This window comes from Streptomyces sp. 4N124 (genome assembly GCF_052245395.1).
Lineage (GTDB): Bacteria > Actinomycetota > Actinomycetes > Streptomycetales > Streptomycetaceae > Streptomyces.
On sequence record NZ_JBQQBS010000039.1, the window covers coordinates 56581 to 72073 of the forward strand.

Below are 15493 nucleotides of genomic sequence, written 5' to 3' on the forward strand. Positions count from 1 at the left end.
GGGGTGGATGGACGTACGCCGCTGGGCCGTGCGAACGCGTGCGTGCAGGGCCCGGGTGTTCGTCTAAGTCCGCTGCACCTGGAGGACGTGGAGATCGGGAGCGCGACAGGCCGGCGTGGGCCCGGCGATGCGCCGGGCGGTGACCGGCGGCCGGGTCAGGCCCGGCGAGCGGGGCAGGATCGCCGGGAGGGGGTGGGCGGGAGCGGCGAGCACGGCTCGTACGGCGTCGACGGCCCGGTGGCAGCACATGTCGCCGTAGGGGCAGTCGGAGGCGTGCGCGGCGGGCGCCACGAGGTGCTGCTCGGCAGGGGAGCCCGTCGCCGCGGTGGACATGGAGATCGTGGAGGCGTCGGCCGGGGTGCTCTGACCGTGCGTCACGAGGCCCAGACAGAGCACCAGTACGGAGAGCAGTACGGCGGCGGCAGGGCAGAGCGCCGCGAGTCGCGCGGTCCACCGCGTGCCGCGGGTCGCGTCCTGCGCCCGGCTCTTCATCGCGTTGATATTAGGCGGTACTTGTGAGCGAGCTGGGGTCGGTGTCCCGGGTGCGGATGTGCGGCGGCCTTCCGTGATTCGTGCTCATCCGGGCCGAAGGCGACGGCTGATGATCAGCCCGGCATGTCGGCAAGCGCCAGCCGAAGCGTGCCGTCGTGCGCCGCGGCGATCCGCGGCCCGCCGCTGATCCGGCTCAGCGTCTCGGCGAGCCACGCGCGGTCATCCGGCGGCGCGGGCTCCAGCCGCATCCGCCGTGCCCGCAACGGCACCAGGCGCAGCCCGGTCAGCCGTCCCGTGTCCGCGTCCAGCGAGACGAGGTGGGCGAGGCGCAGGTCGTCGCGGTACTGCTCGTAGCCGGAGATGCCTTCGTAGTCGTCGATGAAGTCGCCGCAGCCGTGCAGGATCAGCCGGTCGCGGTAGACCTCCAGCGGGCGGGGATGGTGCGAGGAATGCCCGTGGACGACGTCGGCGCCGCCGTCGACCAGGGCGTGTGCGAACGCGGTCTGGTCGTGGGGGACGCGGTAGCCCCAGTTGGAACCCCAGTGCACGGAGACGACCACGAGGTCGCCCGCGCGTCTGGTCTGTCGTATGCGTACGACCGTCGCGGCGGCCTCGGCGGCGGAGAGCTCGGGTACGTAGGCGACACCGGAGCGGTCCGTCGTCGCGGCCCAGTCGGGCGGGATGCCGCTGGACCACGCCCCCAGGGCGAACACCAGCACCCGGTGGCCGTGCCCGAGCGGGACGACCGCCGGCGCGTACGCCTCGTCGGCGTTCCGTCCCGCTCCCGCCGTCCGCAGGCCCGCGCCGGTGAGTGAGGCGAGGGTTTCGTCGAGTCCGGGGCGGTCGAAGTCGAGGACGTGGTTGTTGGCCAGGACGCACACGTCGGGGCGGGCCACGGTCAGGGCGGGCAGGTTGGCCGGGTGCATCCGGTAGTGGACCTCCTTGCCGGGCGCGAACGTGTCGCTGCGCGTGACGGACGTCTCCAGGTTCAGGATCCGCACGTCAGGCGCGGCCTCGTCCAGCACGCGCAGCGCCTCGCCCCACGGCCAGGACGGCGGTACGGGCGCGGGGACGGGCCCGTTCGCCGCCTCGGCCAGATCGACGTAGGAACGGGCGTCCGCGACCCATGTCTCCCGCAGAACCGGATCGCCCGGGCACGGGAGGATCTGGTCGACGCCCCGTCCGAGCATCACGTCGCCGCACAGGAACAGCGTCACCACGCCGCCACCCATACAGCCACCTTAGGCGGGTCGGGCGAAGCCGGCCGACGGTTCGGCAGCGCCCCGAAGGGGCGCGGGGAACTCCGCGACCAGCCACGACGGCGCCGCAGACGGCCGACGGCAGGGCCCTGTCCGTCGCCCATTTACACTTGCGCCGACGCGTCAGCCCCGGCCCACCGGGGGCGACGCCGCCCTGGGGGGACCGGCGGGCGGAAGGCTCGATGTGGTCCGGTGATGACGGTGGACGTGGACGAGGGGGAGCAGCAGCATGGCCGGACAGCCGTCCGACGAGACGCCCATTTCCGACGAGGAGTGGGAGCGGTTCCTCAAGGACGCGGAGCGGGAGATACCGGCCTCGGCGCCGAAGGAACCGTCCGCGCGGGCCCGGATGGTCACCGCGCGGCTGCGTGAGCAGGACGCGCGGGGGCAGGCGCCCGAAGCGTGGCGCGCCGGGCCCGACCGGCGGGTGACGGAGCGGCGAGGCGCACGGCGCCGGCGGCTGTGGGCGATCCTCGGCGTTCCCGTGGCGATCGTCGTCGCGCTCGTGGCGGTGAAGCCGTCGCTGCTCCCCGGGGACCCCTTCGGAACCGGCGCCTCGGACGACGTCGGCGCCGCGTCCCCGCTGCCCGCCGAAACCGTCCGTCCCACCGCACCGCCGTCCTCGGTGGCCCCGGACACCGCCACCCTCGCCGACCCGTTCGCCGGCTCACCGGCCAAGGAGTACGCCGACGGCGCGGACGGGATCGTACTGCCGAAGGCGACCGCGGTCGGCGCGTTCTCCGCGGCGCGGGTGGGCCAAGCCCTGCGGCAGACCCGGGAGTTGCTGGTCGACGCCAACCTCGACCCGGCCACGCTGCGTGGCGGCCGGCCCGAGACCGCGCTCGGCGTGATCGAGCCGAAGCAGACGGAGCTTGTGCAACTGCTCAACACGTCGCTGCGCAAGCCCGACAGGGACCACGACCCCCTGACCATGTTCAGCCGCTTCGATCCCGACGAAGTCCGTCTCGCCGGTGACGTCGTCAAGACGCGCGGGCGGATGACCTTCGAGGCCGGCGAGGACGGCTCGCTCGCCGTGCACGCCGACTACACCTTCGTCTATCCGCTGGTGAAGGCGGGCGACGGTGCGACCGAGGTGGCCAGGACCGTCGTACGCCGCCTGCTCGACCTCCGCCTCGACGACCCCGCCCGCTACCAGGTCACCCCGGGAAAGCTCGGCGTCCAGCGGTACGACCAGGAGATCGGCAACTCCGCCTGCGACGTCTACGACGGCTTCCTCCACCCCGGTTTCGACTCGGACACCCCCACCGGCCCCTCGCCCTCCGGTTCGGCCGTCGACCCGTACGACCGCAGCCGCACTCCGGACCCGAACCGCGAGGAGGAGTGCGGGACGGTCACCCGTACGTGAGCGCTCCGCTGGTGGTGCGGTGCGGTGCTGTGCCGTGACGGGCCGCGGTCGTCTGCTGGTCCGTTGTGGCTGGTCGCGCAGTTCCCCGCGCCCCTTCGGGGCGCGGCCGACTCCGCCAGGCCCGCTCAGCCGTTCCACGCTGGGTTGCGTCCGCTGGCGCCCAGTGCCTGGTGGAGGGCGGGGGCGTCGGGTGCGACCGGTATAGGGGGACCGTAGCCGCCGTTGCTCCTGGCCTGGTCGGCGATCTGCTCGACGGCGGTGAGGACGGCCTGCGCGGTCTCGTCGCCGAGGGTGAAGGGCTGACCCGTGGCGCAGGCCAAGTCCCAGCCGTGCAGGGCGAGTTCTTCGAGGGTGACCGTGGCGGCCAGGGCTGCCGGCATCTCGCCGGGGCCGAACACGGTGGTGCCTTCGTAGGCACCGGGGCGGGCCCAGGCGGCGGCGACCTCCGTGGCGGTCCGCGCGACGATCGCCGGGGACATCCCCGCGTCCGCCTCGGACTGCGGTTCCTTACGGGCCGCCCGTGCGGAGGACGCCAGCGTGCCGCCGAGGTGGTCGAGCAGTTCGGCGACGGTGAACTTCTCGCAGGGCGTGCGCTCGCCGAGTTGTTCGGCACGGATGGCGGAGGCGGTGGCCGTTACGGCGGCGGCACATTCCTCGATGGCGGGGGTCAGGGCGTTCATGGGCGTTCCTTCCTCATGACTCATGCTTTAGTCGAGACTAAAATGAAATCCCCGCGAAGCGCAAACTGTAGCCGCGGCTAAAATGAAACCCATGGATGCGGTACGGGCAGTCGCCGAGCCCAGACGGCGTGAGATTCTGCGGCTCGTCTGGGACGCCGAGCTGTCCGCGGGCGAGATCGCCGAGCGGTTCGACGTCACCTTCGGGGCGGTCTCCCAGCACCTCAAGGTGCTCAGGGACTCCGGCCTGGTTACGCTGCGCCAGGACGGCAAGAAACGCTTCTACCGGGCCGACCGGGAGAACATGGGCCCGCTCGCCGACTACCTCCAGTCCATGTGGGCCGCCAAGCTCGACACCCTGGCCGAGCTGGCGGAGGCCGCCGAGCGGGACGCGCAATCAAAGGGAGCCACCTCGTGAACGCAGGCGCGGTCACCGTCGAGCGGCACATCGCCGCCCGCCCCGAGACGGTGTTCTCCTTCTTCACCGACCGGGACAAGTGGCTGTCCTGGATGGGCCGTTCCGGCGAGTTCATCTTCGAGCCCGGCGGCGCCTACCGCACGAACGTCAACGGCGAGAACATCGCCGAGGGCCGCTTCATCGAGATCGACCCGCCCAAGCGCCTCGTCTTCACCTGGGGCTGGGCGGAGGGCGACATGCCCGTCCCGCCCGGCTCGACCACGATCGAGATCACCCTCGAACCCGTCCCCGACGGCACCCTCCTCCGCCTGACTCACCGCGGCCTGCCCTCCCCGGAGGCCTCCGCCGCGCACGAGCAGGGCTGGGCGCACTACATGGACCGTCTGGCGACCGTGGCTGTGGGCGGCGACCCGGGGGCCGACCCCTGGATGTGAGCGGGGTGAGCCCGGTATGCGCGTACTGGTCATCGAGGACGAGGAGCGGTTCGCCGCCGGGCTGAAGGACGGGCTGGAGGCCGAGGGCTTCGCCGTGGACGTCGCGCTCGACGGCGTCGACGGACTGTGGATGGCCCGCGAGAACATGTACGACGCGATCGTCCTCGACATCATGCTGCCGAAGCTCAACGGCTACCGGGTCTGCCGGGCGCTGCGCGGCGAGGGCGACTGGACGCCGATCCTCATGCTCACCGCCAAGGAGGGCGAGTGGGACGAGGTCGAGGGCCTCGACACCGGCGCCGACGACTACCTGACCAAGCCCGTCTCCTACGCCGTACTCCTCGCGCGGCTGCGGGCACTGCTGCGGCGGGAGGCGCGGGAGCGGCCCGCCGTGCTGGCGGCCGGGGATCTGCGGCTCGATCCGGCGGCCCGGACGGTCAGCCGGGCGGGGCAGGACATCGAGGTCACCGCGCGGGAGTTCGCGGTGCTGGAGTTCCTGCTGCGGCGGTCCGGTGAGGCGGTGACCAAGCGGACCATCCTCGACCACGTCTGGGGAGACGACTTCGAGGGGGACCCGAACATCGTCGAGGTGTATGTACGGCGGCTGCGCAACAAGCTCGACCGGCCCTTCGGACGCCGGTCGCTGCTGACCCTGCGGGGGCACGGGTATCGGCTGGTGCCCGATGACGGCTGACCAGCATGCGCGGCGGTTGCGGGCGGTACGGGTCCGGGCCACGGTCGTCGCCGTGCTCGCGGTTGCCGTCGCGCTGGTCGCCGCCGGGGTCGGGCTCGTCGTCGGGCTGCGCACCGAGCTCACCGGCGACGTACGGGACGCCGCCCGGGCACGCGCGAGCGATGTGGCCCGGGTCATCGAGGCCGGACGCGGGGTGCCCGCGCCCACGGTGACCAGCGCCGACGAGGAGTTCCTCCAGGTCGTCGAGGAGGACGGCACGGTCGTCGCGGCCAGCGGAAACGTCGAGGGACTGCGGGCGCTGGCCGATCTGAGCCCCGGCGAGAGCACGTCCGTCGACACCCCGCTCGACGACGACCCCTTCCTGGTAGTAGCGGTCGGCGCCCGGGACGGGGACCGGGAACTGGTCGTCCTCGACGGCAGGGACGCCTCCGGAGTCTCCGACGCGACCGACACCGTCACCTGGCTGCTGCTCATCGGCCTGCCCGTCCTGCTCCTACTCGCCGCCGCCGCGACCTGGTTCGCCGTCGGCCGGGCCCTGCGCCGGGTGGCCCGCGCCGAAGCCGCCCAGCGCCGCTTCGTCTCCGACGCCTCGCACGAACTGCGCTCACCCGTCGCCACCGTGCGCCAGCACGCCGAGGTCGCCCTCGCCCACCCCGACCGCACGCACATCGAAGCGCTCGCCGGGACGGTCCGCGACGAGTCCGTCCGTATGCAGCGCCTCGTCGACGACCTGCTGCTGCTCGCCCGCGCCGACGAAAGCGCGCTGAGCCTCGCCCGGCACCCCGTCGACCTCGACGACCTCGTCCTCGAGGAGGTACGACGGCTGCGCACGGTCACCGGCCTGCGCATCGACAGCACGGCGGTGAGCGCGGCCCGCGTCACCGGAGACCCCGACGCGCTACGGCGCCTGGTGCGCAACCTCGGCGAGAACGCGGCCCGGTACGCCCGTACCCGGGTGGCGTTCTCGCTGGCCGACAGCGGCGACGGCCGCGTACGGCTGGTCGTCCAGGACGACGGTCCGGGCATTCCGGCCGCCGACCGCAGGCGCGTCTTCGAGCGTTTCGTACGGCTGGACGAGTCCCGTTCTCGGGAGGCGGGCGGCGCGGGGCTCGGGCTGGCGATCGTCGCCGAGGTGGCGGCGGCGCACCGGGGGACAGTGGAGGCGGGGGAAGGGGAAGGGGAGGACCGGGCGCGGTTCACGGTGACGTTGCCGTCGGCGGGGGAGTGAGCCTTTCGAGAGCCGCTTCCTGAGCAAGAGCCGCCTTCTGAGCGAGAGGCGCCTTCTGGTCAAGAGCCGCTTTCTGACTGCCGGTTCAGGGTTGTTCAGGGCCTGTTCAGCGGTCGCGCGGGACGCTCGGGGCGAGAGCCGAGGAGGCCGTCATGCGTGTGCACCGCAAGACCCTGCTGCCCGTCGTGGGAGCCGCCGTACTGCTGGCCGGAGCCTGTTCGTCCGCCGGTTCGCAGGCACAGGGAAGCGAGAGCGACTGCGTCCGCGTCGTCGACGCGGAGGGCCGGACCGGCGAGGACTGTCTGCCGCTGGCCCCCGAAAGCGCCCGCGTCGACCGCGTGTCACCCACCTTCACCGACCCGACGAACGTCACCAACCCCCTGCACCCCACCGGCACGCTCGACCAGACGATCTACGGCGGCCAGGTGGACGGCAAGCCCTTCCGCACCGAGGTCACCCCGTTGCCCGGCACCAAGACCATCACCTGGGGCGACCGCACCGTCAACGCCCTGATCTCGCAGTACGCGGCCTTCTCCGACGGCCGTATCCACGAGGTCGCCCTCGACTGGTACGCACAGGCCGACGACGGCGCCGTCTGGTACCTCGGCGAGGACGTCTTCAACTACGAGAACGGAGTCGTCGCCGATACGGAAGGGACCTGGCAGGCGGGCAAGGACAAGGCACCGGGCGCGATGATCATGCCCGCCGATCCGGAAAAGGGCGATGTCTACCGTCCCGAGAACCTCCCCGGCGTCGTCTTCGAGGAGGTCACGGTCAAGGCCGTCGATCAGACCGTCGACGGGCCGTACGGCAAGGTGGCGGGCGCGATCACCGTGCGCGAGCTGCACATGGACGGCTCGACCGAGGAGAAGGTTTTCACGCCGGGGTACGGGGAGTTCTCCACCGGGACCCCGGACGGTGAGCTGGAGGCGGTGTCGCTCGCGGTGCCGACCGACGCGAAGGGCGGCTCGGTGCCGACGAAGCTGGCCGCGCTGGACCGGGTTGTCGCTGCGGCCCACGAGAACCCGACCCCGGCCGCGGTCGCCGAAGTGCGCGACGCGTGGGAGGCCTACCGTGCCTCCGACGTCGTACCGGAGCTGCTGGGACGGCAGATGGAACGGGACGTGGACGCACTGGCCAAGGCACCGGCGGACCGCGCGGAGCCGCTGCGGATCGCACAGAACATGACCGACCTGCGGCTGCGTTACGAGCCCGTACGGACCGTCGATCTTGACCGACTCGCCCTGTGGGCACGGCAGTTGGGCATCGACGCGGCGGCCGGGGACACGGGCGCCGTGGCCGGGGACGTCACGAGCCTCGAACTCGTCCGGCAGCGGCTGGAGGGCGACACGACCGCTCTGACGGCCGACGTGAAGGAGGTCAGGGCGGCGGCCGACCGGAAGGACCTAGCGGAGGTGGAGCAACTGGTGCCGCAACTGACCGAGACCATCGCCGAGTTGAGCTGAGGGTCAGAGGGGCGCCTGCGACGTCACCGCCCGAGGTCGGTGCCGACGCTGAGGACGGCTTCGAGGAGTGCCGGGAGGGAGTCCCCGGGCACGGTCGTCGTCAGGCCGTCGTGCTCGTGTCGAGTGCGATCGGCTCGATCTCGCCCTCCAGCATGCAGCCGAGACCCTGTACGGCACACACGTCGGGCCGTTCCGCGATGCGCACCGGCATGCCGGTCGCCTGCCGCACCATCTGGTCGAGTCCGGGAATCAGGGCGCTCCCGCCGACCATCATGACCCCCCGGTCGGACAGGTCGGCCACCAGGTCGGGCGGGCAGTCCCGCAGCACCTTGCCGATGCCGTCGAGGACGGCTGTGAGCGGGGTCTGGATGACGTCGCGTACGGCGGCCGTGTCGACATGTACGGAACGGGCGAGACCGGTGGCGACGTCCCGGCCGTGGATCTCGGTGGAGGCGGGCCCGTGGGGCGTGAGCCCGTTGCCGGAGAGGGCGAGCTGCAGGGGTCGTACGGACTGGCTCGGCAGCATCAGTTCGTGCTGGTGCCGCAGGTGCTGCACGATCGCGCGGTCGACGGCCTCGCCGCCCACGGAGATACGCTCGGCGGTCACGATCGCGCCCAGCGACAGCACGGCGATCTGCGTGGCGGCGGCCCCGCACACCAGCACCATCGTGGCCTCCGGCTGCTCGACGGGCAGCCCGCAGCCGACGGCGGCGGCGATCAGCGTGTCCACCAGCTCGACCCGGCGCGCACCCAGCCCGACGAGCGTCTCGATCGTCGCCCGCTGGGCCAGCGGGTCCGCGTCGTGCGGTGTGCAGGCGGCGGCCCGCAGGAACGGCTTGCGGCGCAGCGAGCGGCGGATCTTGTCGCCGAGCAGATGCCGCAGCATCCGCTGCGCCATCTCGATGTCGACGACACTGCCACCCGATACGGGCCTGACGACCCGGATGTACGGCGGCGTACGGCCCGTCATCCGCTCCGCGGCCTCCCCGACCGCGATCAGCGCACCGGTCCTGGTGTTCACGGCCGCCGCCGACGGTTGGTCGACGACGAGCCCGGCCCCCTTCAGATAGACCCGGGTTCGTGCCGCCCCCAGGTCAACGGCGAAATGGCAACGGCGCAACTGGTTCAGACTGTCGGTCACGGCAGATCCTCCCGAGTGTGCAGAGCGTGGCGGGCCGCCGGACGCGTCGGCCGGCCTCGATTCGCGGGCCGCCGGGCGGCGGGCCTCTCCCTCGCATCGTGCGGGGGCCGGGACGGGGCGCGCCTGTTGTGGGGGGCCGGGTGGGGTGCGACTGGACGGGTGATCCTTGATCTTCGCGCGGCGCGTCGCTGCCCTGTCCTGTGCGCTCAGCGGTATCGGATCCCTGCCCTGTCGGCTCAGCGGGTTCGGTGAAGTCCGGTGCGGTTCGGCAGCGCCCCAAAGGGGCGCGGGGCTGTATAGATGTGCGGCTCCGCCGCGCGACCAGCCACGATGAGCCGCGCAGACGAACGACGGCCCATCGCGGCACTTCCCGCGGCGCTCAGCGGTATCGCGCGGCGGTCACGAGCGGGCGCAGGCTCGTGACCAGTGGTGTCTCGGCGTTCGTCCCGCGCAGTCGCCGCCGGGCCTGCTCGTCCGCACTGAAGCCGATGAACGGCAGGCCGATGGCGCGGGCGGCGGCCTGCTCGGCGACGCTGGAGCCGATCAGTACACAGCGGGCGGCGGGCACGCCGAGCCGGTCGAGGGCCTGCTGGAGGACGTGCGGATGCGGCATGAGCAGAGCGAGGTCGGTGCCGCGGCCGTGGACGCCGCCCGTCAAGTGCCGGGTCAGGTCCCGTCGTACCAGGTGGCTCATGACCGGCCCGGTCGAGCGGTCGGTCGCCACGGCCAGCGGGACGTTCCCCGCGCGCAGAGCGTCCACCAACTGGTCGGCCAGCGGGGTGGGCCGCGCGGTCGGCGCAAACCGCGCCTCGTGCCAGTCGATCCTGCGCCGCACCTCCTGCGCCAGGCCGTGCCCGGCGAACGCCCTGAGCAGATCGAGGGAGTTGGCGTGCCCCTCCAGCGGCGGGACCGGCCCGCCGCCCGGCAGCAGCGGCTGCCCGCTCAGCGCGTCCTCGGGATCACGTTCCTCCGCGATGAGCCGCGCCACGTCCCGCAACACCTCCCGCTCGGCGCCTGTCGGGAACAGACGGGCCAGTACCTCGTCGAAGGCCAGAATGACCGCGTCGGCGGCGGCGATGAGGGCCGAGGAGGCCTTGGCGGGACGGGACCGGTCGGGCCGGGTACCGAGCGTGGCGCTCTGGGACTCGGCGGGCAGGAACCAGTGGATGACATAGCCGGGCACCTTCGTCCGGGCCAGCGCCTCGCGCAGTCCGTCGCCGTACAGGCCCCGCGCGCCGAGCAGCGCCTCGGTCAGCAGGCCGGGCAAGTCGAGACCGGGGCTGCTCGCGGCCTTCACCGGGTCCTTGACGGACCATCTCACCCCGACGCCGGACACGGCATCCGGCGCGAGGCCGCGCTCCGTCAGGTCGACCGTGAAGTAGCTCCATGTCGCACGGACGTGTGCGGGTGCGACGCGGGCCAAAGACGAGTCCAAGGGGACGAGTTCGCCGCCGGGGAGGGACAGGACGACGACCTCGGGCGCCGCCCTCTCCGCAGGTACGAGTCCCCCGTCGGCCGGCATGGGGAAGGGGCCGCGCACCGCGGGGGCCGTCGCCGTGATCACTTGGGCCGCGCCGGAGAGATGGATCACGACGTCTGCCCCAGGCGCTTCGCGCGGCTCGTCGGGCCGGACCGCTCGACACCACCCCGTCCCGTCGCCCAACGCCTCGAACTGCCCCGGGTCCGCCTCGGGATTCTCGTCGACCTCGACTTCGTGCCAGAAGTCCGAGAAGGCGAGGACGGCCTGCGCACCGGACGCGTTCAGTGCGGCCATCACCGCCTCGGAGCCAGGCCGGTGGCTGTCCTCCCCGCTGCTGTCCGGCCGGAACCAGGTCTGCCAGAACTCCACCCGGAGGCGGCGGCCGTCCAGGCGCTCCAGCAGCTCCGGCAGCCCGGCCGCGGTCGCCCGGAAGAGGGGGCCCCCGTCCAGGTATGGCGCCATCAGCACGGTGAAGCCCGTGCGGAGTTCGAGCAGTTGGTACTGGTGAGCGTCGAGACCACTCGCTGTGAGCAGGAGCGTGACCAGCCGGCGGAGGTCGTCCAGCGCCTCGTCGGTAGCCGGACCGTCCACGAACTCGAAGCCGGCGCAGTCGCGCGGATCGACGTCCGGCTCGTCGTCCCCGTTGTCGAAGGCCTCCGGCGGGAGCTCGTCGCGCGGGTCGACCGGCACGTCCTCCTGGGGGAGTGGCTCCTCCGACGGCTGCTCCTCGGCCGCCGTGGCGTAACCGAGCAGGTAGTCGGTGACGGTGCTGTCGGCGGCGGGCTCCTCGTACCCGCCCTCCGGAGGGTCGTCGAACCTCTCCAGCTCGACGCGCAGTTCGTGCCCCAGGGTCCGCAGTTCCGGATTCTGGCCGCCGGACACCTCGTACTCCTCGTACGCCTCCAGAGCCTCCTCGGTACGGCCCTGGCGGCGGAGCGCGGTGATGTACAGGCGGCGGAAGTCCTCACGGGCGGGATGGGCGCGGAGCAGCTCGGCGAGGTCGGTCTCGGCGCGCTCGAACTCACCGCGCTCCAGGTCGAGTTCGGCGCGGGAGCGGTAGAGGCCGAGGCGGAGCTGCTGGAGCTGGACGCGGGCGGTGTGCGCGGCGGGGCCGGGGACGCCGGCGAGGGGTTCGCCGCTGCGCCAGAGCTTCAGGGCCCGTTCGTAGTCCGCGCGGTCGCGGGGCGTGCGGGCCACGAGCCGTTCGCACTCGATCAGGTCGACGAAGTCGGCGCTCGTGTGCAGGGCATAACCGTCGGGCTGGACGGCGAGGGTGCCGGGACCCAGCAGGGCGCGCAGCTCGGACGCCTGCCGGCGCAGCTCGGCCACGGTGTCCCGCGGCGCCTCGCCCGGGCTCCACACGCCGGCGGCCAGCTCGTCGTGGGTCACCTTGCGGCCGTGTCGGAGCAGCAGCATGGCGAGCATGGGCCGGAGGTCGGGGGGGAAGGGGATGTCGCCGTTCGGGCCTTCCACGTGCAGTGGACCCAGGACGTAGTGGAACCGCTGTTCGTAGTCCTCCGTGGCCGCCGGCAAAAGGTCCGGGGAGATGAGCTGTTCCAGGCCCACCATCTGAGTGTTCAGGACCTGGGACAGCAGCAGGCCGATCGCCTCCCCGAACTGCGGACGCAAGCTGCTCGGCAGATGCGCCAGTTGGTCCGGCCGCACCGGCCGCGCCAGCCACGCGGTCCCCGCCGCCAGTTCGAGCACCAACTCGGCCAGGGCCCGCAGATCCTCCGCGCGCCCCTGAGGGCCGGAGGTCCGGCCCGGCGTGAAGAGGCTGAGCTTGACCGTGCCGTCGGGCAGGAGGACGACCCGCCCCATTTCGAGCCCACCGTGGGTGATGCCGGACCGGTGGCAGGTCAGCAGGGCACGCGCGAGCTGCGTTCCGATCGATACCAGCAGCGGGGGCGGAAGTCGGTAACCACCCGGCGCGGCCATCGTGTTGAGTGGGATGCCGTCCAGATGCTCCATCACGACGTAAGGGGTGTCGTCCTCGATGCCGAAGTCGTGGACGGTCACCACCCCCGGGTGCTTGATGCCCTGGAGGATCCGTGCGTCCCGCAGGAAGGCCTCCCGCCGGTCGGGGTCGGTGATCGGCCGTTGCCACCGGATCACGACGCTCCGGTCCGCTTCTGTGTCCTGGGCCTGCCACAGCGTGCCGCCCTGTCTGAACCGGCCCAGCATCCGGTAGCGGCCCGCGAGAACCGGCGGCACGGACCCCGACGCCCCGGCACCCCCGCCGGTCAGCTGCCGCACGCTCTCCGTGGTGACCGTCGCGAACGCCTCCCCGTCCACGACGGTCGGCGTACCGCTCGCCGCCGGTGTGGTCGCCCGGAACTCACCCGGCGCCACTCCCGCCCGCTCTTCGATCAACCCGCCCACCCGGGTGAGGAGTTCGGCCGTACGCCCCCGCGCGGTGCGCGGCAGGCTGCGCAGCAGCAGGTCGCCCACGCCGGGCCGGAAGGCATACGACCCGGCCGGGCCGGGGACCGCGGTGAGCATGCCGCTGAGGATCACCTCGGCGAGATGCTGGGGGCGGGGGCGGGGCTCGACGGCGGCCTGGACGAGGCGCATGACCGGCAGGTCCGGGCGGCCGAGGGCGAGATGGCCGGCCAGCCGGAAGGCCTCCGGCGAGGCCGTCGCGCGGAAGCGGAGGACCAGGTCCTCGGCGGACAGGCCGGTGATGTCCGTACGGTTGTCGGAGGCAGCCGGCAGCGGTCCGCCCAGCCGGGCCGCGGAACCGGGAAATTCCTGCCCTCCCGGCGCCGCGACCAGCGCCGCCCAGTTCGCCAGCCAGCGCGGCCCCGGCTCCAGCACGGGCAGCGGGACGGTGCCGTGCGGCTCGTCGAGGGCGTCGTCGTACGGCGTGAACGCGAGCGAGGCCGCCGGTGCCGCCGGATGCGGTGCCGACAGGCGGCCCGGCGTCGACGGCAGAGCCGTGTCCCGCCACAGGTGTTCCGGGAGGGGCTGTACGACGGCCAGCGGCATCCGGCGCGCCCAGCGGGCCAGCGTGCCGAACCAGCGGGTGCCGGCCGGGCCCTGCCGCCACTGCGGGCCCATGCAGTCGCTGACCAGGAGGGTGACCGTTCGGCCGTCGCCGGGGACGGGGAGGGAGCGCACGGTGCCGTCCGGGTGGGCGCGGTGCAGGGTGACCGTGCGGAAGATCCCGGACTGGACGAGCGCGGTGTGCAGTTCGCGGATCAGGGGGCGCCAGACCGGCATGGTCGGGCCCGTGTCGTACACCAGGTTCAGCCGCAGCCAGCGCTCCCGCGCGGGCCGCAGCACCGGCAGCCACCACTCGGGGGCCGCCCCGAGGCGGGCGATGCGGTCGGCCGTGGCCCGCTCGTCCAGTTCGAGCCGGTCGGGGGCGTCGGTACGGCGCTTGAGCGGGCGTAGGGAGCGTTGCAGGGCCAGGGGGTGGCGCAGCATCGGGGGCGCGGGGGCGAGGAGGGTGGTGTGAGGTTCGGCCGTCGTCTGGGGTTCGGTGACCGGCGCGGGTAGGTGCAGCGGGGCGCGAGGGGAGGGCGGTGGCGGGGACGGCTCGCCGATGTTCTGTTGCCCGGCTGAAGATGACGGCGGTGTCTCCGTCGCGGCTTCAGGAGGGCGTACGACATCGGCGGGGGCCCGCGCGGCCGGAGCGACCGGGGGTTCGGCCCGGGGCTCCATATGGCGTGCCAGCCATAGCAGTTCGGCCAGTTCGAGCGGGGTCGGGTGCGGGCCGCCGGACGCCTCGGCCAGCATGTCGGCGAGGCGGAGCAGCGGCGTGCGCGGTCCGGGGCGCTCAGAAGGCATCGGTCTGCGGTGCCTCGCTCAGATACGGCATCAGCTGCTCGGCCAGCTCGTCGAGGGACTCGGCGGCCAGGTCGGAGGAGCGGGCCAGGTAGATGGCGTTCAGCAGCTGGTCGGTGGCGAGGTCGCCGCCGCCCACCCGGGACAGGAAGCGGTCGATGAGGGTCTGTGCGTAGGCGTCGGGCTCCTCGTCGAAGTGGGCGCGGACGATGTCGGCGAGGTGGCTGTCGTCGGGCTGCCGCAGGTGCAATGTCACACAGCGGCGCAGGAACGCGGGCGGGAACTCGCGCTCGCCGTTGCTGGTGAGGACGACGAAGGGGAAGGCCCGGCAGCGCACCCGGCCGCGCCGCACCGGCACCCGCTGGTCGGCGCCGTCGATCATCACCTCGGCCGTGCGGGCGCCCCGGATCAGTTCGGGGATCTCGTACTGGCCCTCCTCCAGCACGTTCAGCAGGTCGTTGGGCAGGTCCAGGTCGCTCTTGTCGATCTCGTCGATGAGCAGGGCGCGCGGCCGGGCGTAGGGGAGGAGGGCGGTGCCGAGCGGGCCCAGCCGGAGATGGTCCTCGATGCCGCCCGCGCCGCCGGTCTCCGCCGCCGGGGTGTGCCGGGCCGCGTACAGGCGGGACAGCGGGTCGTACTGGTAGAGGCCGTCGTGCAGGGTGCTGCGGCTGGTGATGTTCCAGCGCAGGACCGGACCGAGGCCCAGCTCGCGCGCGACCGCGTACACCAGGGAGGACTTGCCGGTGCCGGGCGGGCCGGTCACCAGCAGCGGGCGCCGCAAGTACAGGGCCGCGTTGACCAGTTGGACCGTCTGCGGGGTGGCCCGGTACGTCGCGGCGCGATGGGTGCGGTCCGGGGAGACGGCCGACGCGTCGGCGGCCCCGTCCGGGGCGTCGAGCACCGGGCCGCCGTCGAAGGCCCGCCAGGGTGGGGGCGGCGGCAGCCGGTCGATGCCGTCGTGCGGCTCGGTCGTGCCGGTGTAGACGGGCCACAGGGGCATGGATCTTCTCTCCGTGGGTGGTTCGTGTCGTGGTGGTTCGTGTCGTGGG

General features: G+C 72.9%; 12 protein-coding genes. 6 read left to right on the plus strand and 6 right to left on the minus strand.

All coding sequences use genetic code 11. The features are described from left to right. Positions 1-63 precede the first annotated feature (63 nt). Together ACTWQO_RS32015 and ACTWQO_RS32020 are read right to left on the minus strand one after the other, a co-directional pair. A complete protein-coding gene (locus ACTWQO_RS32015; RefSeq protein ID WP_443240867.1) occupies positions 64-492 on the minus strand; it encodes a hypothetical protein in 429 nt (142 codons plus the stop codon). Between the two features lie 113 nt (positions 493-605). Then, entirely contained in the window at positions 606-1724 is a 1119-nt protein-coding gene (locus tag ACTWQO_RS32020) for a CapA family protein (protein ID WP_443240868.1), read from the minus strand. A gap of 256 nt (positions 1725-1980) precedes the next feature. On the opposite strand from ACTWQO_RS32020, the gene ACTWQO_RS32025 reads away from it, so the two are divergent. After that, positions 1981-3117, plus strand: coding sequence for a hypothetical protein (locus tag ACTWQO_RS32025; protein ID WP_443240869.1), 1137 nt, complete (start codon positions 1981-1983; stop codon positions 3115-3117). 125 nt (positions 3118-3242) lie between these two features. Here ACTWQO_RS32025 and ACTWQO_RS32030 read toward each other — a convergent pair whose 3' ends face one another. After that, complete coding sequence (locus ACTWQO_RS32030) at positions 3243-3797, minus strand: TIGR03086 family metal-binding protein (protein ID WP_443240870.1); 555 nt, start codon at positions 3795-3797, stop codon at positions 3243-3245. A 91-nt stretch (positions 3798-3888) separates the two neighbouring features. Between ACTWQO_RS32030 and ACTWQO_RS32035 the strand changes: the two genes are divergently transcribed. The 5 genes from ACTWQO_RS32035 to ACTWQO_RS32055 all read left to right on the plus strand — a co-directional run bounded on the left by ACTWQO_RS32035 (position 3889) and on the right by ACTWQO_RS32055 (position 8034). Further along, positions 3889-4212: an ArsR/SmtB family transcription factor gene (locus ACTWQO_RS32035; RefSeq protein ID WP_301979890.1), complete on the plus strand. Its 324-nt coding sequence runs from the start codon at positions 3889-3891 to the stop codon at positions 4210-4212. Continuing rightward, on the plus strand, positions 4209-4646 hold the full coding sequence (locus ACTWQO_RS32040) for an SRPBCC family protein (protein ID WP_443240871.1): 438 nt from the start codon (positions 4209-4211) through the stop codon (positions 4644-4646). The genes ACTWQO_RS32035 and ACTWQO_RS32040 overlap by 4 nt, the downstream gene beginning before the upstream one ends. A 16-nt stretch (positions 4647-4662) precedes the next feature. Next, positions 4663-5340: a response regulator transcription factor gene (locus ACTWQO_RS32045; protein ID WP_443240872.1), complete on the plus strand. Its 678-nt coding sequence runs from the start codon at positions 4663-4665 to the stop codon at positions 5338-5340. Next, positions 5330-6568, plus strand: a complete 1239-nt coding sequence (locus ACTWQO_RS32050; protein ID WP_443240873.1) for a sensor histidine kinase — start codon at positions 5330-5332, stop codon at positions 6566-6568. The genes ACTWQO_RS32045 and ACTWQO_RS32050 overlap by 11 nt, the downstream gene beginning before the upstream one ends. A gap of 152 nt (positions 6569-6720) precedes the next feature. Beyond that, the gene (locus ACTWQO_RS32055; protein ID WP_443240874.1) at positions 6721-8034 is read left to right on the plus strand and encodes a hypothetical protein; all 1314 of its coding nucleotides are present in this window, start codon (positions 6721-6723) and stop codon (positions 8032-8034) included. Positions 8035-8134: 100 nt separating this feature from the next. Here the strand turns inward: ACTWQO_RS32055 and ACTWQO_RS32060 are convergent, their stop codons facing one another. The 3 genes from ACTWQO_RS32060 to ACTWQO_RS32070 form a co-directional block, all read right to left on the minus strand. Further along, on the minus strand, positions 8135-9175 hold the full coding sequence (locus ACTWQO_RS32060) for a rod shape-determining protein (protein WP_443240875.1): 1041 nt from the start codon (positions 9173-9175) through the stop codon (positions 8135-8137). Positions 9176-9554: 379 nt separating this feature from the next. After that, positions 9555-14447, minus strand: a complete 4893-nt coding sequence (locus ACTWQO_RS32065) for an SAV_2336 N-terminal domain-related protein (RefSeq protein WP_443240876.1) — start codon at positions 14445-14447, stop codon at positions 9555-9557. Then, a complete protein-coding gene (locus tag ACTWQO_RS32070; protein ID WP_443240877.1) occupies positions 14437-15444 on the minus strand; it encodes an AAA family ATPase in 1008 nt (335 codons plus the stop codon). Before ACTWQO_RS32070 ends, ACTWQO_RS32065 begins: the two co-directional genes overlap by 11 nt. Positions 15445-15493 lie beyond the last annotated feature (49 nt).

What these genes read in the sequence shown, in the direction of transcription:
- ACTWQO_RS32015 (WP_443240867.1), bottom strand. Translation starts at nt 492, where the DNA reads ATGAAGAGCCGGGCGCAGGACGCGACCCGCGGCACGCGGTGGACCGCG.
- ACTWQO_RS32070 (WP_443240877.1), bottom strand. Translation starts at nt 15,444, where the DNA reads ATGCCCCTGTGGCCCGTCTACACCGGCACGACCGAGCCGCACGACGGC.
- ACTWQO_RS32025 (WP_443240869.1), top strand. Translation starts at nt 1,981, where the DNA reads ATGGCCGGACAGCCGTCCGACGAGACGCCCATTTCCGACGAGGAGTGG.
- ACTWQO_RS32055 (WP_443240874.1), top strand. Translation starts at nt 6,721, where the DNA reads ATGCGTGTGCACCGCAAGACCCTGCTGCCCGTCGTGGGAGCCGCCGTA.
- ACTWQO_RS32035 (WP_301979890.1), top strand. Translation starts at nt 3,889, where the DNA reads ATGGATGCGGTACGGGCAGTCGCCGAGCCCAGACGGCGTGAGATTCTG.
- ACTWQO_RS32030 (WP_443240870.1), bottom strand. Translation starts at nt 3,797, where the DNA reads ATGAACGCCCTGACCCCCGCCATCGAGGAATGTGCCGCCGCCGTAACG.
- ACTWQO_RS32065 (WP_443240876.1), bottom strand. Translation starts at nt 14,447, where the DNA reads ATGCCTTCTGAGCGCCCCGGACCGCGCACGCCGCTGCTCCGCCTCGCC.
- ACTWQO_RS32045 (WP_443240872.1), top strand. Translation starts at nt 4,663, where the DNA reads ATGCGCGTACTGGTCATCGAGGACGAGGAGCGGTTCGCCGCCGGGCTG.
- ACTWQO_RS32020 (WP_443240868.1), bottom strand. Translation starts at nt 1,724, where the DNA reads ATGGGTGGCGGCGTGGTGACGCTGTTCCTGTGCGGCGACGTGATGCTC.
- ACTWQO_RS32050 (WP_443240873.1), top strand. Translation starts at nt 5,330, where the DNA reads ATGACGGCTGACCAGCATGCGCGGCGGTTGCGGGCGGTACGGGTCCGG.